The sequence below is a fragment of the Prevotella sp. 20925_1_30 genome (genome assembly GCF_041433025.1).
GTDB classification, from domain to species: domain Bacteria; phylum Bacteroidota; class Bacteroidia; order Bacteroidales; family Bacteroidaceae; genus Prevotella; species Prevotella vespertina.
Genome location: NZ_JAPWAR010000010.1, coordinates 61398 through 83616, shown reverse-complemented (window position 1 = coordinate 83616; position 22219 = coordinate 61398). Strand labels below are relative to the sequence as shown.

17 protein-coding genes are annotated in these 22219 nt (G+C 42.9%); 9 read left to right on the top strand and 8 right to left on the bottom strand.

The window, feature by feature from the left end; all coding sequences use genetic code 11:
- The first annotated feature begins 1 nt into the window (after window position 1).
- Together O3603_RS06300 and O3603_RS06295 are read left to right on the top strand one after the other, a co-directional pair.
- Window positions 2-796, top strand: coding sequence for a thymidylate synthase (locus O3603_RS06300; protein ID WP_371521557.1), 795 nt, complete (start codon window positions 2-4; stop codon window positions 794-796).
- A gap of 5 nt (window positions 797-801) precedes the next feature.
- Window positions 802-1287, top strand: a complete 486-nt coding sequence (locus O3603_RS06295; RefSeq protein WP_371521555.1) for a dihydrofolate reductase — start codon at window positions 802-804, stop codon at window positions 1285-1287.
- A gap of 104 nt (window positions 1288-1391) precedes the next feature.
- Here O3603_RS06295 and O3603_RS06290 read toward each other — a convergent pair whose 3' ends face one another.
- Window positions 1392-1994 carry a hypothetical protein gene (locus O3603_RS06290; RefSeq protein ID WP_371521553.1) on the bottom strand — a complete coding sequence of 201 codons (603 nt, stop codon included), beginning with the start codon at window positions 1992-1994 and terminating at the stop codon, window positions 1392-1394.
- A 264-nt stretch (window positions 1995-2258) separates the two neighbouring features.
- On the opposite strand from O3603_RS06290, the gene O3603_RS06285 reads away from it, so the two are divergent.
- Complete coding sequence (locus O3603_RS06285) at window positions 2259-2750, top strand: DUF4112 domain-containing protein (RefSeq protein ID WP_371521551.1); 492 nt, start codon at window positions 2259-2261, stop codon at window positions 2748-2750.
- Window positions 2751-2777: 27 nt separating this feature from the next.
- On the opposite strand, the gene O3603_RS06280 is transcribed toward O3603_RS06285, so the two are convergent.
- Genes O3603_RS06280 through O3603_RS06270 form a run of 3 tightly spaced genes read right to left on the bottom strand, consistent with a single transcriptional unit; the run spans window position 2778 to window position 5364 of the window.
- A complete protein-coding gene (locus O3603_RS06280; protein WP_273539702.1) occupies window positions 2778-3533 on the bottom strand; it encodes an SDR family oxidoreductase in 756 nt (251 codons plus the stop codon).
- Between the two features lie 30 nt (window positions 3534-3563).
- The gene (locus O3603_RS06275) at window positions 3564-4433 is read right to left on the bottom strand and encodes a DMT family transporter (RefSeq protein WP_155715136.1); all 870 of its coding nucleotides are present in this window, start codon (window positions 4431-4433) and stop codon (window positions 3564-3566) included.
- 13 nt (window positions 4434-4446) lie between these two features.
- Window positions 4447-5364: a DMT family transporter gene (locus O3603_RS06270; RefSeq protein WP_273539699.1), complete on the bottom strand. Its 918-nt coding sequence runs from the start codon at window positions 5362-5364 to the stop codon at window positions 4447-4449.
- Window positions 5365-5990: 626 nt separating this feature from the next.
- On the opposite strand from O3603_RS06270, the gene O3603_RS06265 reads away from it, so the two are divergent.
- From O3603_RS06265 to O3603_RS06245, 5 genes are all read left to right on the top strand, one after another.
- On the top strand, window positions 5991-6467 hold the full coding sequence (locus O3603_RS06265; RefSeq protein ID WP_371521549.1) for a low molecular weight protein-tyrosine-phosphatase: 477 nt from the start codon (window positions 5991-5993) through the stop codon (window positions 6465-6467).
- Between the two features lie 336 nt (window positions 6468-6803).
- Window positions 6804-11930, top strand: a complete 5127-nt coding sequence (locus O3603_RS06260; protein ID WP_371521547.1) for a translocation/assembly module TamB domain-containing protein — start codon at window positions 6804-6806, stop codon at window positions 11928-11930.
- Window positions 11917-14331 carry a BamA/TamA family outer membrane protein gene (locus O3603_RS06255; protein ID WP_371521545.1) on the top strand — a complete coding sequence of 805 codons (2415 nt, stop codon included), beginning with the start codon at window positions 11917-11919 and terminating at the stop codon, window positions 14329-14331. The genes O3603_RS06260 and O3603_RS06255 overlap by 14 nt, the downstream gene beginning before the upstream one ends.
- 17 nt (window positions 14332-14348) lie before the next feature.
- A complete protein-coding gene (locus O3603_RS06250) occupies window positions 14349-15038 on the top strand; it encodes a peptidylprolyl isomerase (RefSeq protein ID WP_371521543.1) in 690 nt (229 codons plus the stop codon).
- Between the two features lie 75 nt (window positions 15039-15113).
- Complete coding sequence (locus O3603_RS06245) at window positions 15114-17615, top strand: zinc-dependent metalloprotease (RefSeq protein WP_036895299.1); 2502 nt, start codon at window positions 15114-15116, stop codon at window positions 17613-17615.
- Between the two features lie 409 nt (window positions 17616-18024).
- On the opposite strand, the gene O3603_RS06240 is transcribed toward O3603_RS06245, so the two are convergent.
- Window positions 18025-18456: a hypothetical protein gene (locus tag O3603_RS06240; RefSeq protein ID WP_371521541.1), complete on the bottom strand. Its 432-nt coding sequence runs from the start codon at window positions 18454-18456 to the stop codon at window positions 18025-18027.
- A 159-nt stretch (window positions 18457-18615) separates the two neighbouring features.
- Between O3603_RS06240 and O3603_RS06235 the strand changes: the two genes are divergently transcribed.
- Window positions 18616-20037: a PepSY domain-containing protein gene (locus tag O3603_RS06235; protein WP_371521539.1), complete on the top strand. Its 1422-nt coding sequence runs from the start codon at window positions 18616-18618 to the stop codon at window positions 20035-20037.
- 33 nt (window positions 20038-20070) lie between these two features.
- Here O3603_RS06235 and O3603_RS06230 read toward each other — a convergent pair whose 3' ends face one another.
- The 3 genes from O3603_RS06230 to O3603_RS06220 all read right to left on the bottom strand — a co-directional run bounded on the left by O3603_RS06230 (window position 20071) and on the right by O3603_RS06220 (window position 22216).
- Window positions 20071-20745 carry a phosphatase PAP2 family protein gene (locus O3603_RS06230; protein ID WP_371521537.1) on the bottom strand — a complete coding sequence of 225 codons (675 nt, stop codon included), beginning with the start codon at window positions 20743-20745 and terminating at the stop codon, window positions 20071-20073.
- Between the two features lie 164 nt (window positions 20746-20909).
- Window positions 20910-21452 (bottom strand): beta-class carbonic anhydrase, encoded by a 543-nt coding sequence (locus O3603_RS06225; protein ID WP_371521535.1) that lies wholly within the window; start codon window positions 21450-21452, stop codon window positions 20910-20912.
- A gap of 23 nt (window positions 21453-21475) precedes the next feature.
- Window positions 21476-22216 carry an HAD family hydrolase gene (locus tag O3603_RS06220; protein WP_371521533.1) on the bottom strand — a complete coding sequence of 247 codons (741 nt, stop codon included), beginning with the start codon at window positions 22214-22216 and terminating at the stop codon, window positions 21476-21478.
- Window positions 22217-22219: the final 3 nt, after the last annotated feature.

Sequence of the window (22219 nt, the reverse complement as noted above, 5' to 3'; positions counted from 1 at the left end):
TATGCAACAGTATTTAGACTTACTAAGCCGCATTCTCAATGAAGGAGTGCATAAAGGCGACCGCACAGGGACGGGTACTCTATCCGTATTTGGTAATCAGATGCGCTTCGATCTACGTGATGGTTTCCCATTACTAACCACTAAGAAGCTCCATTTGAAGAGTATTATTTATGAGTTACTATGGTTCCTTCGCGGTGATACTAATGTACATTATCTACAAGAGCATGGCGTTCGGATATGGAATGAATGGGCTGATGAAAATGGCGAGCTAGGTCCCGTTTATGGTCATCAGTGGCGCTCTTGGCCTGATTACAAAGGCGGAACTATCGACCAGATAACTAATGTTCTCGAACAGATAAAGCATAATCCTAACTCTCGCCGTATGCTTGTTACGGCATGGAACCCAGCTGAGGTTGATGAGATGGCATTACCCCCTTGCCATTGTCTCTTTCAGTTTTATGTGGCAGACGGACACCTTTCTTTGCATCTTTATCAGCGATCGGCAGATACCTTCCTCGGCGTTCCGTTTAATATTGCCTCTTATGCTCTTCTCTTGCAGATGATGGCTCAAGTAACAGGATTAGAGGCTGGGGAATTTATCCACACAACGGGTGATACGCATCTATACAGCAATCATCTTGAGCAGGCAAAACTACAACTCACACGTACACCTCGCCCTCTTCCGAAGATGAAGATCAACCCTGATGTGAAAGATCTGTTTGCCTTTAAGTACGAAGACTTCGAACTCGTAGATTATAACCCATACCCACATATATCAGCAGAAGTGGCTGTCTAACGCTTATGGAACTAAATATTATAGCAGCAGTAGCGGCTAATCGCGCTATTGGATATCGAAATGATGTGGTCTATTTCATACGTGAGGACCTCAAGAGATTCAAGCAGTTAACAACGGGACATGTCGTTATCATGGGGCGTAAAACATTCCATTCTCTACCCAAGGGAGCACTCCCCAACAGAAGAAACATTGTATTGAGTCGAACGGAGAAGGACTTTAAGGGTTGTGAGGTCTATCCTTCTTTAGATGAGGCAATGCGCCATATTCATGCTGACGAACAGGCCTTTATCATTGGTGGTGCTAGCTTATATAAGGAGGCATTAGGCATTGCCAACCGTCTATACCTTACTGAGATTGCAGACAGCCCAGCACAGGCTGATGTATTCTTCCCACCTTATAATGATGGTACTTGGCGTATTGAATCCCGTGAGGAACATCCAGCTGCGGATGGTAACCCACCCTATTCATTTGTAAACTACATTCGAAAGTGAGTTAAGAAAGCTCTTCCTTGATACGAAGAAGGTGCGAAGGTTTGGACTAATAGTAGTCCTAACCAACGCACCAACAAATCTATTATTATGGAAATGGGTATCTTTTAATGTCTTAGATACTTATCGTATTGAGCCTTAGTAAGAATCTTCTTCAACTCAGCGTTGTATGCTGTACGCTTCTCACAAGGCTGATTTCTCTTGCATTCCTTAGCCTCAGACTGACATTCTTTATTGTCTTTCTTGCATGTTGATGAGCTGTTCTTGCAATCAGACTTAGCCTCCTTATTGCACTCATTTGTACATTCCTTCTTGCAACCAGACGTACAATTTCCCTTTCCAGCAGCACTGCAACAAGTCTTATTCTCGGTTTTCTCACATTTTTGTTCAGCCTTGTTACATTCTTTCTTACAACTTCCCTTTGTCTCACAAGTCTGCTTCTCAGCCTTATGACAATCTTCGCTTTGTACAAAGAGATCAGCATATTTCTCATTAAGTTGCAATAGTTTCTTTGCCTGTTTGGCGTTAAGTCCCAACTTGCTAACCATCTTGTCTGTCACATGCTGTGGTGTTGCTGTGCGCTTATGACAGTCACCTTTTTGTTGAACCAATGCTATTTCGTTAGCATTGATAACGTTTACATCCTTTGCAGATAACGCCATTGATGACATTAAGCAAACTGCAATCAGTGATAATGTTATACGTTTCATATAAATCTTTTATTTGTTATTACTATATCGCTCAAGCCTCACCAACAACGTTATTAAGTTGTTTATGCGTTTGAACAAATGCAAAGATACAATACAAAAGGGGTTTGTACAAATTACAGATAAGTATTATTAGTCGTGAAAGAGGCTTTTTAATAATTATTAATGAAAGCCCTTTTCTTATGTATGATATATATGTTGTATCTTTGCGCTCACAATCAAGTATGATTGTACTTATTATCTTTTAATACAGAGAAGGGTAATTTTATGAAAGAAGAAAATAGATTGAAAGCGCAAGAGCGGATGAATGATAGCAGTGTTTATAAGGCTATGGAACAAACACAAAGGGTTATGGATGACTATTATCTAGATGGTATTCTCGGTCTTCTTCCCTATGGTATTGGCGACATTCTTTCGGCTCTCTTCGCTTTACTCTATGTATGGTTTGCTTTTGTAAAGATACGTAGTATTCCCCTTGCATTAGCCATTATCAATAATAGTTTGCGTGACGTTCTCTTTGGAATGATACCTTTTTATATAGGAGATGTCATCGACTTCTTCCATAAGGCGAACCGAGAAAATATGCAACTTGTGCGTGGCTTCGTTGAAGGAGACAAGGAGGTGATACGCGATGTGAACCGCAAAGCTGTTCAAAGTGCCATTCTCATTGTATTAATGATCGTCCTCATCATTGCGATGATAATCCTCCTTGTAAGCTTGACCACGTGGCTTATTCATCTTATCGGCTCTTTGTTTTAGCCGATAAGACGAATGATTGTAGCGGAATCAATCACGATGTATCACACTACCACTGCCTTGGTGTGTGGCAAGAACTAATACTTCTGCCACTTGCACATGTGCCGGAGCCGATGCAGCATAGTATGCCACATCAGCAATATCAGCCCCTGTTAGGGGTTGAATACCTCTATATACCCCCTCCGCACGAGCGTCATCTCCATGGAAACGAACATTTGAGAAGTGGGTCTCCACAAGCCCCGGTTTCACATTCGTAACACGTATGTTGGTTGAAGCAAGGTCTATCCTTAAACCATCAGTGAAGGTTTTCACAGCTGCTTTCGTTGCACAATAAACATTCCCATTGGCGTAGGCTGCATCACCAGCAACCGACCCTATATTAATAATGTGTCCACTGTTACGTTGCACCATACGTGGTGTAACGAGGCGAGTCATTGTTAGGAGTCCTTTAATATTCGTATCTATCATTGTCTCCCAATCGTCCCAATGACCTTCATAAGCTGGTTCTAAGCCAAGAGCTAAGCCTGCATTATTAATCAGGACATCTATATCTTGCCATTCAACCGTTAAACTCTCGATCGCTTTCGTGGCTGCTGCTCGGTTCCTAACATCAAATGCTAAGGCAAGAACCTTTGCTCCTTCAGCCTCAAGTTTCTTCCTTAGTTCTGCAAGAAGTTGCACTCTTCTACCTGTGATAATCACGTTATATCCACCTTGAGCAAATCGATGTGCACAAGCCTCACCGATACCACTTGTAGCTCCAGTTACTAGTACTGTTTTCTTCATATATTTGATTTTTAAGATGTTACTCTTCAGTTATTTGTTAGATACAATGACACCAATTAAAATCAAGGCACTGCCTATGTAGGCAATAGCTGTCATAGGTTCACTCAGCCAAATAGCACTTGCCACGACTGTTGTAATTGGGTTTAGATATTGATAGTTAGACGCTGTCATCACTCCAAGTCGTTCAATGACAACCGTCCACAAAGCGAAGCATAAGAAGGAAGCAACTAGTCCTAAGAGCAAGAGATTGAATGCTACTTTAGGTGTAAGGAGCGTTGCAAGGCTCACTGTCCATGGATCAATAAGGAACATCGGGAGCACTGTCAACAATCCATAAAAGAATAGCTTACGTGTGATAAACACGGCTGAATATCTCTCAGACACCCTCTTCATTAACAATGTATAGACCGCCCAGCAAACTGCAGTTAGTAATGCCAATAAGTCGCCCCAAGGGTTCAAATGCAGGATAAAGCTACCATTGAAGATGACTAGTCCTACACCCACAAGGGCTATCAAAGAGCCAACTATCAACGTCCATGTTGCCTTTATACTCTTCACAAAGACGATTCCGAGAATAACTGTCACTAGTGGAGATGTAGACGTGATAAAGCTCACGTTATTCACATAAGTTAGTGCGACGGCTGAGTTCTCAGCGACAAAGAAGAGGGAACCACCCGTTATCCCGAGCAATAGCATGGTACCTTCATCACGCCAACTATTGGCGAATAGCTTTCGAGGAGAGATAAACCAAATAGCGACATAAGCGATAAGGAATCGCAGAAAGAATATCTCCGAAGGGGTGAGACCACTATTATACAATATCTTTGTATTTACAAAGGTTGTCCCCCAAACAGCGACGACTCCCACTGCTAATAGGTGCCATAATAACTTTTGATTCATGATGATGTCTATTCTACGTAGTGAAGTATTTGCGCAAAGGATTAGCTATCTTGCGCCCTTTGGTGATAAGTATTAGCACAGAAGCTATGATTAACACCGACCCTATTAAGGCTGTCATTGTGAGTGGTTCACCCATTAATGTGATACCAATAGTCATGGCTGTCAGGGGTTCGAAGGCTCCAAGTATAGCAACACTAGCCGAATCAATCAGGGTTAACGAACGCACAAGTGTAACATTGCTAATGGTTGTAGGAACAAGTCCCAATAATACCAATGATATCAGCGAACGACTATCTCCTATCTTCTGCACGCCTCCCGTTGTGAAAGAAGAGTACAATATCAGGAAGAGCATAGCAATGAAAAAGATATAAAAATTCACCTTCAAAGCTGGTAACTTGCTTACTCGCATATGTGGGAAGATAACCATATAAATGGCATATAACAATCCTGACAACATTGCCAAGACCACTCCTAGCATAGACTTAATGCCTCCTGTTTGTCCAATACCACCCAAGAAGAACACGCCAATGATAGCACATACGATTGCAATGACGATTCTTAACGTTACTTTCTCATGGTAGAAGAGGATGAGAAGGACCTCTGTCCATACGGGATAAGAGAACAGTAAGGTTGTAGCAACGCCTCCCGGCATATACTCATAACTGCTAAACAATGCCACAGCAGATACCGAATACATAAGGGATAAGAAGGCTATCCGCAGTCCATCTCCCCACTTCAAATGTAAATTCTGACGCCTCCATAGAAGGAAACCCATCATAAACAAGCAACCGAAAGCAAAGCGATAAATGAGTACAGAAGGCAACTCCATTCCTGCTTCCATCACTGGAATAGAGAACAGAGGGATAGTTCCGAAGGTTATTGCAGACAAACTCGCATAGCCGTAACCTTTGACAGTTGATGATGTATTCACTACTTGTTATTTATGGATTGGATAATCATTTACATTTGCAAATATACTCAATTAATTGCAAAGTTGCCAACGAAAGGATAAGAAAAGATGTGCAGGAGTGGGAATGATTGTTGCTCCTTCTCTCCTTAAAAACGATGAAGTGCTTAACAGCTATTGCCATGAACTTAAAGAAGAGAGGCTCTCTTTACAGCAAGGAAAGGCTCTTCTTCATGCAACGGAACGCCCTCTTCAAATAGAGAAAGGCGTCTCTTCCCCTGCACTCTTTTGTTCCTTTAGAAACTCGGGAACTCTAAATAAATTCGTTCAATCCGTGTCTTCTATATTAAAAATGTATTTCCTAACGGGCTTCTGTTAAGTACATCCTTTCTAAAGTAACGTAGTTAGAATTACAGAAAAGTTTTTCTTTTATCTAAACCATTATATTATTTGATTACAAGATACTTATAATTAAAGGGTTAATTATTAAATTTATCCATTATAAAAGAGTAATTAAACGCAAGGAAACAAGATTTTTCTCGATTTTTTTTCGTTACTTTGTAGCCCAAATAAGTTGGTTAGGTGCAATGCTGATAGATTCTTATACTATCTTTCGTAAAGCCCTGTAATTGAAAAGAAAAGTAACAATTATGTGTAAGGTAACAAACAACAAGAAGAGAATATTATTCATTTGTCTAGGCAATATATGTCGTTCTCCGGCGGCTCATGCCGTTATGCAACACCTAGTTGACGAACGGGGCTGTAGCAATCAGTATGAGATTGACTCGGCAGGAATAGGTAATTGGCATGTTGGACAGCTCCCCGACAAGCGAATGAGAGAGCATGGAAGGAGACGCGGATACGATTTGAATCATCATGCAAGGCAGTTTGATGCACGTAAGGACTTCGCTTACTTCGATCTTATTGTGGTCATGGACGAAGATAACTATCGATATATTACGTCGCAAGCAGGCGATGCGACTGCTCGAGAAAAGGTCGTTCGCATGGCTGATTATTTCACTCGTCATAAGGATGCAACCTGTGTTCCTGACCCTTACTATGGTGGTTCGGAGGACTTCGAGTTGGCATTAGACTTAATAGAAGATGGTTGTGAGGGATTGATTTAATCATCTCTAGCACCCTCCAAAGGCAAAGATATAAGCTCATGGGAGTCATAGTAGTAAGGCTATTAAGGTTGAATTGGTGTGCAACTTGGGGTCGCCTTGTCTGCAAGAAACAAGAGGGGAAAGGGTAAGCAATGCAATCCTCTTTCCTCCCTAATTGGATAGAAGCATGGAGTGAAGCGTCTTATTTACGAATAATAATGCGTTTTTCGCTTACTATCCATCGTTAATTCGTTTTTTTTCTGTTACTTTGTAGACATAAACTAAATGGTAATAGCAAAAGATACTCTGTCCTTTTAAATCGCACGAAATGGAGAGTACGCTAGCAATACTAACGTGATGAATATGAAAAAGAGCATGAGATGGCTCATTGCTATTGTAGTAGCACCAGTCGTCCTATTCCTCCTCTTGGTAGTACTTCTTTATTGTCCTCCTGTACAAAACTGGGCAGTAAAGCAGGTTGCAACCTATGTGTCGAATCATACGGGGATGCAGGTTAGTATCGATCGGGTAAACCTCTCCTACCCTTTAGACCTCCAGTTGGATGGTTTAAAGATGATAAAAGCAAATGACTCCATACCTACTCAGAAGGATACTGTCGCTGATGTACATCGTTTAGTGGCTAGTATTGGCTTATTGCCATTGCTTGATAAGCGTGTAGAAGTAAACGAATTGACATTCACGGGACTAAAAGCTAATACCACAAACTTCATTGGTGACTTACGAATTAAGGGTAACTTGCAACGCTTACACATTGTGAGTCATGCCGTAAACCTCGTTGGTGACTCTGTAAGAGTGAATAAAGCGGAAGTCGAAGGAGGCTGGATTGATGTTGCATTGGGCGACACTGTACCTGAAGACCCGCACAAGCAGAAACCCTTGTGGCGCATAAATATAGACAAGCTAAACCTTGCTAAGACTGATTTCAGGCTCCACATGCCAGGCGACACGATGGTAGTTAGAGCGCAATTCGGCGATGCTAAGGCTCGAGGAGCAGAACTTCTATTGCATGACAACATATATAAAGTGGCTGACATAGACTGGCATGGCGGTGCACTTAACTATGACAAAACTTTCGTAAGACCTACTCCTGCAGGCTTCGATGCGGCTCACATCGCCATGACAGAGGTTAACTTGGGTATAGACTCGTTCCTTTATGCAGCTCCAAAGATATCTCTTCGTGTTCGTGCAGGCAACTTCAAGGAACGAAGTGGACTTGTGGTGCGTGACTTGCGATGTCCCTTTAGGATGGATGCAACGTCTATTCAATTACCATCTCTTTATCTTCTCATGCCGAATAGTGAGCTAACTGCAAGTTTACGAATGGATATGAATGCCTTTGATGACGCTCATCCTGGTACACTTAACGCCCACATGGATGGCTATGTGAGCAAGACTGACCTGCAACCATTGCTTACTTCCATTCCTCGAAACATCTATCAAGCTATGCCAGGAGGGCGATTGACCATACAGGGAACCCTTGCGGGCAACCTGCGCTCGGCTTCCTTCCGCCAGTTGAGACTTGCTATGCCGGGCTACTTCGACCTTACTGGAACAGGATGGGTTGCCGATATGATGGCAAAGAATAAGGCTTTACGCAGTGACTTACGCCTCAAAGGTGTGGCTCAAAACCTTGGTTTCGTTCAGAAGCTATTGCCAATAAGTATTAGAAAGACCATTGCCTTGCCTAAAGCGGTAGCTGTTGATGGTAATATCCATGTGCGGAAAAGCCTTTATACTGGTACAATGTCACTTGCACAAGGGGGTGGTAAGATTCGTGTCAAAGGTGCTTTTAATCCTTCCAATAGCCTGTATCGCCTCGAAGCTGATGCAACGAACTTCCCTATACAACGCTTTTTACCACACATGGGATTGTCACCTTTCACTGGAAGTGTGCGTATGCAAGGGCATGGAACGGACTTTATGAATCCACAATCGTCCACTAACTTGAGTCTTCGTATTCGTCGTTTCAGTTATGGGAAGTATGTACTTGATGGATTGAATGGAGATATTTCTAAACATGGTGAGCAACTTTCAGCCCATATAAAGAGTGTGAATAAGATGCTCGGGGGCGATTTCACTTATAAAGGAAAGGTTAGCCAAAAGTTAGTGGATGGTCATTTGCGAGGCTGGTTGAGCCGTGTTGACCTCCATGCGTTGGGTGGGATGCAGGAAAGATACGTCGTTTCTACCTGGACCGACATGGATGTTCGTTCTGATATGAAGGCTAATCATCACGTTCAAGGGGTCGTCCGTAAGTTCAAAGTATTGCAAGAAGGGCACAAGCGAAGTGCTCTCCTGGCTGCAGGTGACTTCAATGTGAAGGCTGACATACGTAATAATAATATGTTAGCACACCTTAATGGAAACCTTACAGAGGCTAACCTCAAAGCCTTAGGACTGATTGATAAACAATACATTGTGGCTGCAGGAGCCGATATAGAGCTTCGTTCAGATCTTAAGAAGTCCTTTGCTGTGAATGGTCACATAGGTGATTTGGCGGTAGATGACGTTAGAAAGAACGGACGAGTAGCCTTGGTACGTGGTAGCTTCAACCTTGATCTAACGAAGAAGGGCAATAAGATGGATGGTTCTATCAATGGGCTGTTCCCGCAAGTAGACTTCTATCAACTTGGAATCATAGATAAGCCGCTATCAAGCAAGTTTGCTGTTAATGCAGACTTCGGTATGGAAGGCAGTGATAATATGCGTCTTAATGGAAAGTTGGCAGACCTACAAGTGAATGACGGAAAGCGTAGTTATGCACCAGGTGATGTCAATTTGGATTTAACCAGTATGCGTGATTCAGTGCATGTAGCCCTTGATGGTGGGGATTTCCACCTCAATACCGCCTTCAATGGGAGCGTTGATCAGATGGCAAAGACGGGTAATAAACTCGTAAAAACACTACGGGAGCAAATTCACAATAGGCGTATTGACCAGCCAGCTATCATCCGCTTGTTGCCAATAGGGCATTTCACTTTACGCAGTGGACGTGGTAATCTGTTTAGCAACATACTTGAGAAAGATGGATACGCATTCAGTTTGGCAGATATCAATATATCTTCTTCTCCACATGAAGGCGTCAATGGTAAGGTTAGGATTGACTCCTTAGTATATAATGACATACACCTTGATAGCGTGAGGGTGAATCTTACGAGTGTAGATGGGCAGTTGAATTATGATGCTGCAGTACTGAATAAAGCGGATAATACCTACCCTTACCATGGACATTTGCGTGGCGTACTATACGAACACGGCTTACAAACGCATGCAACAATACTTGATAACAAAGGGAAAACAGGCTTCGACCTTGCATTACAGGCTGCAATGGTAGGTCGAGGAATACGTCTTTCTATCACTTCTCCACAAGCCATCTTAGGTTATAAGGCGTTTACTGCAAATGATTCGAACTATATTTACATAGCACGTGATCGCCGCTTATCAGCGAACTTGCGCCTTATGGCTTCAGACGGAGCGGGTATGACGATAACAACAGAGGATGAGGACACGACGTCACTACAGAATGTTACGATCTCAATGAACCAATTTGAACTGGGCAGTCTGTTTAAGGTTCTTCCCTTCTCACCCAATATGTCTGGTGTTCTTAATGGTGATTATCATATCATACAAACGCACTCTGACCTATCAATCTCTAGTGATATGACCATCAACAAACTGGTCTATGAGAACTGTCCAATGGGTAACGTCGGTACTCAATTCGTGTATATGCCGAAGGGAGATGGCTCTCATTACGTTGATGCTATTATAACGAAAGATGGTGAAGGTGTGGGTTCCTTGTCGGGTACTTATCGTGCAGAAGGACATGGAGAGTTGGATGCTACACTAGATATGAACCATTTCCCACTCAGTTACATCAATGGTTTTGTACCCGAGCAGATCGTTGGTCTTGAGGGCGTTGGGGAAGGTTCTCTAACATTGAAAGGGCCTTTGAAGAATCTAGATATCAATGGAGAGGTGTACTTAGACTCGACTTACTTGGTAAGTGCACCATATGGAATAAGGATGCGATTTGCCGATGATCCAGTCACAATACGTAATAGTCATATAGAGTTCGAGAACTTTGAAATGTTCGCAAGTAATGGTTCGCCACTTGACATTTCGGGCTCTCTTGACTTCTCATCGTTGGATAATATGCGTCTTGATGCACGTATGCAAGCAAAGAACTTCCAGGTTATCAATGCTCGAAAGAACCCACGTTCTGAGGTCTACGGAAACGCATTTGTAGACTTTGCTGGTCAAGTAAGTGGACCATTAAACAACCTTTATTTGGTTGGAAAACTTGATGTTCTCGGTACGACTGATATGACTTATATTGTACGAGATGGTACTTTGGCAACAGATACGGAACTGAATGATCTTGTTAAATTTACGAACTTCAAGGATTCAACAGTTGATGTGGTCAAGCGTCCAGACATAACAGGTTTCTCTATGTCAATGCTTGTTAATGTTGATGAACAAGCTCATCTCATGTGTTCTCTCAATGCTGATAACTCCAATTACCTAGCCTTTACGGGGGGAGGTGATCTACGATTAGAATACAATCCAACCAATGGTGTGCGCTTGAGAGGACGCTATACTCTGAATGACGGAAAGATGAAGTATTCTCTTCCTGTTATACCACTTCGCACGTTCGACATACAAGATGGGAGTTATGTAGAGTTCACTGGAGACCCAATGAAGCCAACTCTTGGTATCGTTGCAACCGAGGATGTGCGCACAACTGTATCGAATGGTAATGAGGGAAGAATCGTCGACTTTAAGTGTGGTGTGAGCCTTACTAAGCAATTCCCTAAGCCTGGAGTAGAGTTTATTATTAGTGCTCCAGAGGATCAAGAAATGCAGAATACGCTGAATACAAAGAGCGTTGAAGAGCGCTCAAAGCTTGCAGTAACAATGCTTGCATCGGGTATGTACCTCGGTGGAAGTAACTCCACAAGTGCTAATACTGCGATGGGTGGTGCCTTAGCTAGCTTCTTGCAGACTCAAGTTAACGCCATTACGGGCAAAGCACTCAACTCTATGGGACTCGACCTATCGGCTAATATGGAGAGTGCAGCAGATGTTAATGGAACGTTGCACACTGACTATACGTTCAAGTTCAGCAAGAGGTTGTGGGATAATAGGCTTCGCATCATTATCGGCGGACGTGTTTCTACAGGCTCGCAGTTCGCTGAAGAGAATGGAGCCTACTTCGATAACTTCTCTTTGGAGTACCGACTTAACCAGAAGGAAACCAAGTATCTCAAGCTTTACTATGAGCGAGAAGCATACGACTGGTTGGAAGGTAACCTTAGTGAATATGGTGCCGGATTCATGTGGAGACGCAAGTTAGGAAGCTTCAGGGATATTTTCCACTTCAAAAATGATAGTCCTATTGTGGCTCCAAAAGCTGAGACTCCACACAAGGACAGCCTAATTAATTTTGTTAATGAGAAGAGATAAGAACTATAATAGGCGTTTTGCCCTCATCTGTCTGTTGATGATGAGTGGTCTTGTACTGCTCCTTTCGGCATGTAGTACGACCTCTGCTATCCCCGATGGAGAGCAGTTGTATATTGGAATGGAGCCTACCATCTATCGCAACTATCAGTCTAATAAACATTTTACGGCTACGCAGGAAGAGCTTGATTTAGTACTTGCAACACCTCCAAATGCCGCTTTGTTAGGTAGTCCAAGTCATCGTTCTCCATTCCCAGTAGGCCTTTGGATATGGAATGCCTTTACACCAGATACAACAAAGTTCAGCCGTTGGCTTGTACGAACATTTGGGTCTACTCCAGTCTTAATGAGCAACACAACACCCGATCTTCGCGTCACTGTAGGACAGAACTTACTACGTAAAAGAGGTTATTTCAATGGTAAGATCAACTACGAGAAACTAACACAGAAGAATCCAAAGAAAGGTAAATTGCAATATACAGTGGACATGGGTCACCTGTGGACAATAGACTCTCTACGTTACACAAACTTCCCTGCTACGGCTGATAGTCTCATCATTAAGAATCAAGATAAGGCTCTCTTGCATAAGGGAGATGCGTTCGATGTGGCCACATTAGAGCACGAACGTAAGCGCATAACAGACCTATTTCGAGACAACGGATACTATTATTACCAGAACAATTACGCAAGTTATCTAGCTGACACAACGAATGTTCATGGTGTAGCAAACGTACGTTTACAGATGGTTGATTCGATTAGTTCGAATGCATTAAAGCCTTGGTACATAGGTAAAGTGACAATTAATTTGCAGCAACAGTTTATGGAGCAGTTGCACAATAAAGAGTCTTTTCGAGATGTTACTGTCAATTACAATGGTAAACGAACGCCTCTCCGCCTACGCACAATAGCTAATGATCTGAAGGTATGGCCAGGTTCCTTATATAATAATGAGCTTGTGGAACGTAGTCAGCAGCAGTTAAATGGAAGTGGACTATTCGCTGCTACCAACTTTACCTTTACTCCTCGTGATAGCACGGACAGCTGTAATGTATTAGACATGACAGTCGATTGCACCTTTGATAAGCGTTATGACTTTTATATTGAGGCGTATGCTAAGGGCAAGACAAGTGGGCTCTTTGGTCCAGAAGGGAATATCGGACTCATTAAACGCAATACTTTTCGAGGTGGAGAAAAGCTTGATTTGCGTGCTCATGGCTCTTATGAATGGTCGTATAACAATGATGATAATGGGCAAGATAAGCTTGGTGTGACCAATTATAACTATGGTCTGGAGGGGAGTCTACAAATTCCTCGCCTCATAAACCCCTTTGTCTTACCACCAAGAAAGAAGTGGGAACGCATTCAGAAGAAGATTGCTGAGGCCGAAGCAAGGGGTATTGAATATACACCAAAGCCTCCCCGCACTTACTATACCACTCCAACAACAACCTTAAAGGCGTCTGTTGATGTGCTAAACCGTGCCAAGTACTTTAAGAGACATGTAGTTTCAGGAGAGCTAACATACCAGTGGCAACCCAATGAATGCAATAGTTTCTCTTATTCCCCACTCTCTTTAACTTACGAATACATGCACAAGGTGACGAATCGTTATCGTGCTCTTATTGATAGTATACCCTATCTTGAAGTATCAATGGCCGATCAGTTCATTCCGAAGATGATGTTCCAATATACTCACATGAGCCCTTCTAATTATAGAAACCCCATCAAGTTCTGGGCAACTGTTAGTGAGGCTTCGAACATACTAGCTGCTACTTATGCTGCAACAGGGCACCGCTGGAGTGAAAAGAACAAACAACTCTTTAAGAATCCATTTGCTCAATTCTTCAAAGTAGAGCTTAATTTCACTAAGATTTGGGCTCTTGCCGAAAAGAGCAGTATTGCTTTTCATGCCAACACAGGTGCAGCTTGGGCTTATGGAAATAGTAAGGTAACCCCTTACACAGAGCAGTTTTTCGTTGGAGGAGCCAATAGTATTCGTGCTTTCAACGCCCGTCAGATAGGTCCGGGACGCTATCGTTCCTCTTACCGAAACCGCTCTTACGTTGAACAAACAGGTGATTTGAAGTTCCAAATGAACCTTGAATACCGTCCCCACCTGCTTGGTTCACTCTATGGAGCTGTCTTCTTGGATGCAGGTAACGTCTGGACACTACATCATGACACGGGTCGTGAAGGTGGACAGTTCGTTTTCAAGGATGCTTTTAAGCAAATGGCATTAGGAACGGGAGTTGGTCTTCGATATGACCTTGGCTTCTTTATGCTTCGTATCGATTGGGGAATTGCCCTGCATGTACCCTATGATACAGGTAAGAGAGGGTTCTATAATATAAGTAAGTTAAGTGATGCCAATACCTTCCATCTGGCTATTGGTCTCCCCTTCTAAACTATTTCTAAGAACATATGAAAAAGCTATTATTATTACTGCTAATGGCTACCTCTATGATGACTAGCCACGCTCAAGAGAGAACAAGTGCGCCTCTTCACGAGGTATTGTTAGAGACTGACAGTGGGAACATCCGCATTCAACTCTATAACGAGACGCCCTTGCACCGTGATAACTTCCTCAAGTTGGTACGGAGCGGAGCCTATGATGGGGTGTTATTCCATCGTGTTATCAAGGATTTCATGGTACAGACTGGCGACATGGGATCGAAGAGTGCAAAGCCAGGACAAGCTCTTGGCGATACTCCCGAACGCTATTCTCTACCTGCAGAGATACATTATCCCGAGTTGTTGCACCGCCGAGGTGCAGTCGCAGCAGCGCGTGAAAGCGATGATGTAAACCCACAACGTAAGTCGTCATCTACGCAGTTCTACATTGTTTGGGGTATACGTTTTACGGATAAACAACTCGATTGGGCACAAGAGAGACTAGATGCTCATACAGATGGAATAGTGAAGATGTCGCCTGAAGTTCGTCAGTTATATAAGACTGAGGGAGGCTCTCCTCACCTCGATGGACAATACACTGTTTTCGGGCAGGTAATCGATGGTTTAGATGTTGTTGAACGCATACAACGGCAGCCAGTAGACGATAATGACCGTCCCAAAGTAGACCTTCGTATTCGCAAGGCTATTGTTTTGAAGTAAAGTGATGATGTAATGGAAAGGTTGTTATTCACACCTTTCTATTACCTATATATATAATAAGGTGTAAACGAGAAAATCATGATTAATAAGAAACTTACAGGTTGCCTGGTTGCTTTAATGCTAGGTTCTGGTACAGGCTTAGCCAATAGCAGGTACATATTCTATGCTGTTAATGACTCTACTAACGAGCAGTCTACAACGGCAAAAACCAATGATAAGGAGAGTCAGAAAGCTACCAATGATAAGGAGAAGCCCTCTTCTTACGAACAACTAATAAAGAAAGGCGGTAGTGTTAACGATGGTCTCTTCACGATAAGGCATATTGAAGACAAGTGGTACTACGAACTTCCAGACTCCATTCTAGGTCGTTATCTATTGGCAGTAACGCGTTTCACTGCCGTACCACAGAACTTCGGTAAGTTCTCGGGAGAGGCTATTAACCAGAAGACACTCTATTTCGAGCAACGCAACAACAACACGATTAACCTTCGTGCGTACGTTCTTTCACAAGAAGCAGACCCTGAGAGTCGCATCTCCCGTACGCTTAAAGCCTCCACAGCTGACCCTATCATTGCGTCGTTCAAAGTGCTTGGTCGCAATAAGAAAAACAATGCGCAACTCATTGAGGTAACCCCTCTCTTCCTCAAAGATAATGGTGTTGTGAGTATTCCACAGGACGCTGCTAAACAACTGAAAATCGGTTCGTTGCAGTCTGATAGGACCTTTATTGATACAATGAAAGTCTATCCTATCAATGTCGAAATAGCTACAACACGCACCTATAGCAGTACTCCTTCTTCTGCTCCTGCATCATCTACTGGAGCCTTGACTGTTGGTCTGAACACTAGTATTGTACTACTTCCTCAAACTCCAATGCGCAAGCGTATATGGGATGAAAGGGTTGGTTACTTCACCAATCGATATACTATCTTCAGTGATGAACAGACTCGCGCCGACCGCGAACAATTCATTTCTCGCTTCCGTCTAGAGCCTAAAGACAAGAAAGCCTACGCCAAAGGCAAACTCACGGAACCTATTAAGCCCATTGTATTCTATATAGATCCTGCAACGCCAAAGAAGTGGGTTTCTTACCTAAAACAGGGTATTGAGGATTGGAATGTAGCCTTTGAAGCAGCTGGTTTCAAGCATGCTATCCAAGCAAAGGATTGGCCAGAAGATGATTCAACTATGAGTGTTGACGATGCACGTTACAATGTCTTACGATACTTACCAGCTGAGATTGAGAACGCATACGGCCCTCGCATAGTCGATCCACGTAGTGGGGAGATCATCGAAAGTCACATTTGTTGGTATCACAATGTGATGAATCTCTTGACAAAGTGGTACATGACGCAATGCGGACCACTTGATAAACGAGCACAGACAATGCACATGGATGATCAACTCATGGGCGAGTTAATACGCTTCGTATCGAGTCATGAGGTTGGACACACGCTGGGTTTGCGTCATAACATGGGTGCTAGTCATGCTACACCAGTAGAGAAGTTGCGTGATAAGAAGTGGGTGGAAGAGCACGGACACACTGCAAGTATCATGGACTATGCCCGTTTCAATTATGTAGCTCAGCCCGAGGACAATATCTCCGAACGTGGACTTTTCCCACGAATAAACGACTATGACAAGTGGGCAATACGCTGGGGCTATCAGTACAGACCTGAGTTTAAGGATGAGATAGCCGAGAAGGAAGGGTTGTTAACAGAGACTTCTAAGGTCTTAGCAACCAATCCACGCCTATGGTTCGGAGGCGAGGGTAAGAACGAAGACCCACGTGCGCAGACGGAAGACTTGGGTGATGACAATGTGAAAGCGAGCGATTATGGAATCAAGAATCTCAAACGAATCATTGTCGCCTTACCGACATGGACACATCAAACTAACGATAGATACGAGGACAGAATAGAGATGTGGAAGAGTGTTATCAGTCAGTTTAATCGATACACAAACCACGTTCTTAAGAATGTTGGAGGGCGATACATCAATAACATGCCAGGGCAGAAACCTTACGAGGTGGCGCCTGCACAGAAGGGAAGAGACGCTGTTGACTATCTCTCCCGACAGCTCTTCGACGCCCCAGTCTGGCTCTATCCGTCAACGATGACAGATGTGTCAGGTGTAAATGCTGTCGATGAAATCTCTGCACAACAAGGGCGAGTTTTGAAGGTATTGTTGAATGGTTCGTTGATAGATAAGATTTACAAGGATCAATTTGCGGCTGGTGCTTATCAGGTCAAGGACTATTTGAACGATGTATTCAAGGCTGTTTGGCAACCCTTGACATCGACTAATGACGTGAAAGTTCGTACACGTCGTCTGTTGGAGCGTACCTATATCAAGCAGCTCGATGCATTCCTAAATCAAGTGGAGAAAGACAAGTCTGTCGAATTAGACCGCGCCCGGCCGTCAGATATCTCATTGTATCTTGGACAGCAGCTTGATACTATTGAGAAGTATTGCAAGGCACAGGCTGCTAGCAGTACAGACCTTAACCTCCTGCATTACAACGATATTCTGCGCCAGATAAAACTAATTCGTGAACGGCAGAATAGCGTGAAGTAAGAAAGTCCCTTCACTCCCCTCCCCTGGAGGGGATGTTCCGAACGAAATAAAGAAGGCGTCTCTTTGCATTAAAGAGAGCCTCTTCTCACATCAAGGAAACGCCCTCTTCTATATGAAGGAGGCGTTTCTTTGTTTGCAGTCTTTTGTTCGTCACTAACGAGACACAGCCTCTTTATACACCAACCCATCTGCTACTCCCCTATAGAATATCGAACTTTAAAATTTAATTTAACGATTCTATAGCTGTCACAGATTTGTTCCCCGTGGTTTGTAAAAGCCTTCGGCGACTTCTCATCTGCCAACAGCTCGGGTCATCCCAATCTATATAATGTAGGCCTCAGTATCGGTTTATTCAATTAAAGAAGACGTAGTTTTATAAGATAGTAAACTATTAATAGCAATGAAGCTGTTACTTGATTGCCGACTTCCATATCCATAGTTCGCCCACTTGAAAACTGATGAGTGCTTTCGTATCAGTCTCTGTCTCCTTGATACCTTGCTCTCCTGTTTGTAAGAGAAAGACTTCTCCTGCATTGAGCTTAGCAATCAGTGAAGAGTCTTTACGCGACACTTCATCAGGATGAGGGAGCATATCTAGGTCGTTAACATTGCGTACACCGAAGCAAGGAGTAGTGATTCTCACTTTCACCTCACCAACTTCTCTAAAGCCAGCGTTGCTTACATTCGTTGCTTGAATGGCTTTACTACCTTTATCATTCCCCTCTTTTAATGTGTCAATGGACTGCTTTACCTCTGCAGGTTTAGCCTCTTTCTGTTCATGTACACAAGCACTAAAGAGCAAAGAAACTATTATTGAGGTTACTGTTAATGTCTTTATCATCGAGTATATACGCTTATTAACAAACACAAAAGTACACTTTTTCAGTCATAACAAGCAATATTAGTAATGGAAAAAGCTAATTATTGCGTATTTTTCAGTAAGTTTGTAGACGTAAAAGGATATCCTTTTTAATTACATCTCACTAATCAATAGTAATCAATGAAACGTAAGACTTGGCACAAGTACCATAAGTGGTTAGGATTAATCATTTGCTTTTTTGTGATAATGTTCAGCCTCTCTGGCATTATTCTCAACCATCGCAGCACCTTTGCAAGTATGTCTATTAGTAGGAAATTCCTACCTTCTTCTTATACTTTCAAGCGTTGGAACAATGGCTTATTACGTGGTACAATACGTTATAAAGACCAACCATCAAAGACTGAGAAAGTGCTCATTTATGGAGCTGCTGGCATTTTCTTAACCGACAGTACAGCCTCTTCTATTAACGAATTTAACAATGGTTTACCCGCAGGAGCCGACTATCGACAGATAAGGGGAGTAGTGCAAACTCCACAAGGAGAACTCTTTGCCGCTGGTATCATGGGCTTATACCGATTAAAGGAACACAATACTTGGCAGCAAGTGAGCCTTCCTAAGGAAGATGATGACGAACTCTTATCAGATATAAGTATGCGTGGTGACACCTTGGTAGTGCTTAGTAGATCGTATCTATACATCTCCTCTGCTCCATATAACCATTTCCAACGCCTTCAACTACATGCTCCTGCAGGTTACGATGGCAAGGTTAGCCTCTTTAAACAGCTTTGGCTCTTGCATTGCGGAGGCTTATTTGGTACTTGGGGGAAGCTGTTTATGGATGCAATAGCCCTTGTTCTCATCCTTCTAAGCGTCACTGGCATTTGGTTGTGGGCACGTCCTCGAAGTGTGAAGATGTTTAAGTGGCATAAGCAAGTGGGTATCTACACCTTCTTCCTTACCCTCTTTATTGCAATAACAGGCTGGGCATTGCGTCCACCGCTGCTTATTTTCCTAGCTAGCAACAGCACTCGTCCACTGCCAGGAACCGTCTTGAATAATGATAACGCATGGTATGACAAGTTAAGGATGATACGTTATGACGAACAGGAACACGATTGGATGATTTCAACCTCCGATGGTTTCTACTCTTTGACATCGTTAACTAGTCAACCGAAAACCCTCACCACTGCTCCACCTGTTAGTGTGATGGGGCAAAATGTATGGCAACATGAGTCGATTGGAACGTGGCTTGTAGGTTCGTTTGATGGTCTCTACCGATGGAATAGACAAACAAATTATATTGAACCATGCGATGCCTCCTTGTATGCAGGAGTCCTCGTACCAGGTACGGCACCAACAGGACAAACCATCTCGGGCTATAGCTCTGATTTTAAAGGGCATCTCTGCTGGGCTGATTACTTCACTGGTACACCTTTCCCAGCCCAACCTTCCCGTCTAGAAGACCGCCCCATGTCACTTTGGAATGCGGCATTAGAAGTACATACAGGGCGTATTTATATGGGGAGTATAGGCTCTTTTGCCTTCATCTTTGTAATGGGTATTCTTCTAGTAATTGTCTTGGTATCAGGAAAGAAACTATAAAGACTATTCGAGCAAACTATCTGCTCGAATGGTCTAAGCCATTAAATACAAAACAAACGAGGCTATTGCAATATAAGTGAAGATACCTAATCCCACCCAAACTGGTATGAGTGTACCTTTGAGTTGACGGCGATGATAAGGTCCTTCTACATATAATAAGGTGCGATAAACGAGTGCAGAACCAATCAAAGCAAAGGTTATTCCACCTAGAATATCACCTGGGTAATGCACTCCAAGGTACATTCTTGAATAGCAAACTACCGCTGCCCACCCTATCATAAACACCGACAACCATCGTTTCCGGAGCAAGAAACAGATGAAGAAAGCCAATCCGAAACAATTACCAGCGTGATTGGAAGGGAAGCCATAGGCTCCACCTCGATAGTTATTAACGATGTGCACTAGGTGACCAATGGGACTATCGAGGTTGCTGGGGCGCATTCGTCCAATCATCGGACGTATCCATTGCGCCGTTAACGTGTCCGTTATCAACATCATCACACCAATAGTCAACAAGCTAAACAGCACCGCCTTGTAACTGAAGTTACGTAAGAGAAGGAGGAGAATACTAGCGTATAATGGTATCCAAATGAGCTTACCACTTACCGAAAACATAAACAAGTCCCAATAAGGATTGTGTAAGCTATTCACAGCCAACAGTGCATGTTGATCGTAATTAAGGATGTTTTCAATTAAAACTTCTATCATTTTGATTGTAGAAAAGTGATTTACTTGCAGTTTCAAGATACTTGGCACTGCATGAAGTAAAGGTTTTTAGGTTTCTTATTCAGCTGCAAAAGTAATAAAAAATATTGATTTTCTATCATGGTAAAAACCTACATTTTCCTTCTTCGTAAGTACTTCTTCGATTATTAACAATCAACTTCCGTAAGTTCACCAGTACGTGAGTCGATGATGAAACCACGCACAACAATGTTCTTCGGAACGAGTGGATGGTGCTGAATACCCGCCACCGTACGACGCACACTAGCCTCTGTATCATGAAAACCATCAAGATATTGATGTAGATCCACTTGCTTAGAAGCCTCTTGAAGGGCGTCTTCTGTAATGCCATGTTGGCGCATTAAGTGCAAAAAGTGGTCTGCCTCCATGTGACAGGCACCACATCCTGAATGATGAATAACCATGATTTCCTCGCAATCAAGCTCATAGATTGCCACGAGCAAAGAGCGCATAACGGAGTCATAAGGCGTCAGCAGGGTTCCACCAGCTACTTTGATAATCTTAGCATCACCATTCTTTAGCCCCAACGCCTTAGGCAATAGCTCCGTAAGACGGGTGTCCATACAACTGAGAATAGCTAGTTTTAAGTCGGGTTTACCGCTTGTTACGAATGGTTCATAGCCTTTGTTGGCTACAAACTCCTTGTTATATGCGAGGATGGATGTTATCATTTTATATTTGTATAAGTTAATTCTTATATACTTCTTAGCTGCAACCTATCTACCTTCAAACGCTGCTCTCGTTCGTTGATGAGCGTTTCCAGTTCGCTAAACGACTTCATATTCAAGAGATGAGGGTGCTCGTATTCATCTACAACCTCGTGTTGCCAGATAGTATGAAAGGGTATATGGACAGCCCAACCACCAAGTTTTAACACTGGTTCTACGTCAGATTTAAACGAATTACCTACCATCAAGAGTTCTTCAATACCAATTCCAAATTGATCACATAGCCTTTCGTAAGCCTTTGGAGTCTTATCCGACACAACGATAAAGTCGTCAAAGTAGGTTCTTAACCCCGACCGATTGAACTTGCTCTCTTGGTCTAGTAGCTCGCCTTTAGTGAATACTACGAGTCGATATAAGCCTGATCTGCGTAACTTCTCCATAGTTGTCACAACCCCTTCTAGCGGTTTGCCTGGTAGTTGCAAGAGCGATTTTCCCATCTTGATAATAGCTGTCACCTCTGCAGAAGTCAGTTTCCCATGACTCACCTGAGTAGCATTTTCGAGCAAGGAGAGGATGAATGCCTTACTTCCATAGCCCAACAACTCCATGTTGGCAGTCTCGGTTGCAAATAAAGCCTGCGATACTTCTTCCACAGGAGCATAGTGTTTCAATAGGTCGCAATACTCCTTCTCCACTGAAGCAAAGTAAGTTTGACACTCCCACAGGGTGTCATCTGCATCGAAAGCAATCAGTGATATATCCTTCATTTT

What these genes read in the sequence shown, in the direction of transcription:
- O3603_RS06300 (WP_371521557.1), top strand. Translation starts at nt 2, where the DNA reads ATGCAACAGTATTTAGACTTACTAAGCCGCATTCTCAATGAAGGAGTG.
- O3603_RS06295 (WP_371521555.1), top strand. Translation starts at nt 802, where the DNA reads ATGGAACTAAATATTATAGCAGCAGTAGCGGCTAATCGCGCTATTGGA.
- O3603_RS06290 (WP_371521553.1), bottom strand. Translation starts at nt 1,994, where the DNA reads ATGAAACGTATAACATTATCACTGATTGCAGTTTGCTTAATGTCATCA.
- O3603_RS06285 (WP_371521551.1), top strand. Translation starts at nt 2,259, where the DNA reads ATGAAAGAAGAAAATAGATTGAAAGCGCAAGAGCGGATGAATGATAGC.
- O3603_RS06280 (WP_273539702.1), bottom strand. Translation starts at nt 3,533, where the DNA reads ATGAAGAAAACAGTACTAGTAACTGGAGCTACAAGTGGTATCGGTGAG.
- O3603_RS06275 (WP_155715136.1), bottom strand. Translation starts at nt 4,433, where the DNA reads ATGAATCAAAAGTTATTATGGCACCTATTAGCAGTGGGAGTCGTCGCT.
- O3603_RS06265 (WP_371521549.1), top strand. Translation starts at nt 5,991, where the DNA reads ATGTGTAAGGTAACAAACAACAAGAAGAGAATATTATTCATTTGTCTA.
- O3603_RS06260 (WP_371521547.1), top strand. Translation starts at nt 6,804, where the DNA reads ATGAATATGAAAAAGAGCATGAGATGGCTCATTGCTATTGTAGTAGCA.
- O3603_RS06255 (WP_371521545.1), top strand. Translation starts at nt 11,917, where the DNA reads ATGAGAAGAGATAAGAACTATAATAGGCGTTTTGCCCTCATCTGTCTG.
- O3603_RS06250 (WP_371521543.1), top strand. Translation starts at nt 14,349, where the DNA reads ATGAAAAAGCTATTATTATTACTGCTAATGGCTACCTCTATGATGACT.
- O3603_RS06240 (WP_371521541.1), bottom strand. Translation starts at nt 18,456, where the DNA reads ATGATAAAGACATTAACAGTAACCTCAATAATAGTTTCTTTGCTCTTT.
- O3603_RS06235 (WP_371521539.1), top strand. Translation starts at nt 18,616, where the DNA reads ATGAAACGTAAGACTTGGCACAAGTACCATAAGTGGTTAGGATTAATC.
- O3603_RS06230 (WP_371521537.1), bottom strand. Translation starts at nt 20,745, where the DNA reads ATGATAGAAGTTTTAATTGAAAACATCCTTAATTACGATCAACATGCA.
- O3603_RS06225 (WP_371521535.1), bottom strand. Translation starts at nt 21,452, where the DNA reads ATGATAACATCCATCCTCGCATATAACAAGGAGTTTGTAGCCAACAAA.
- O3603_RS06220 (WP_371521533.1), bottom strand. Translation starts at nt 22,216, where the DNA reads ATGAAGGATATATCACTGATTGCTTTCGATGCAGATGACACCCTGTGG.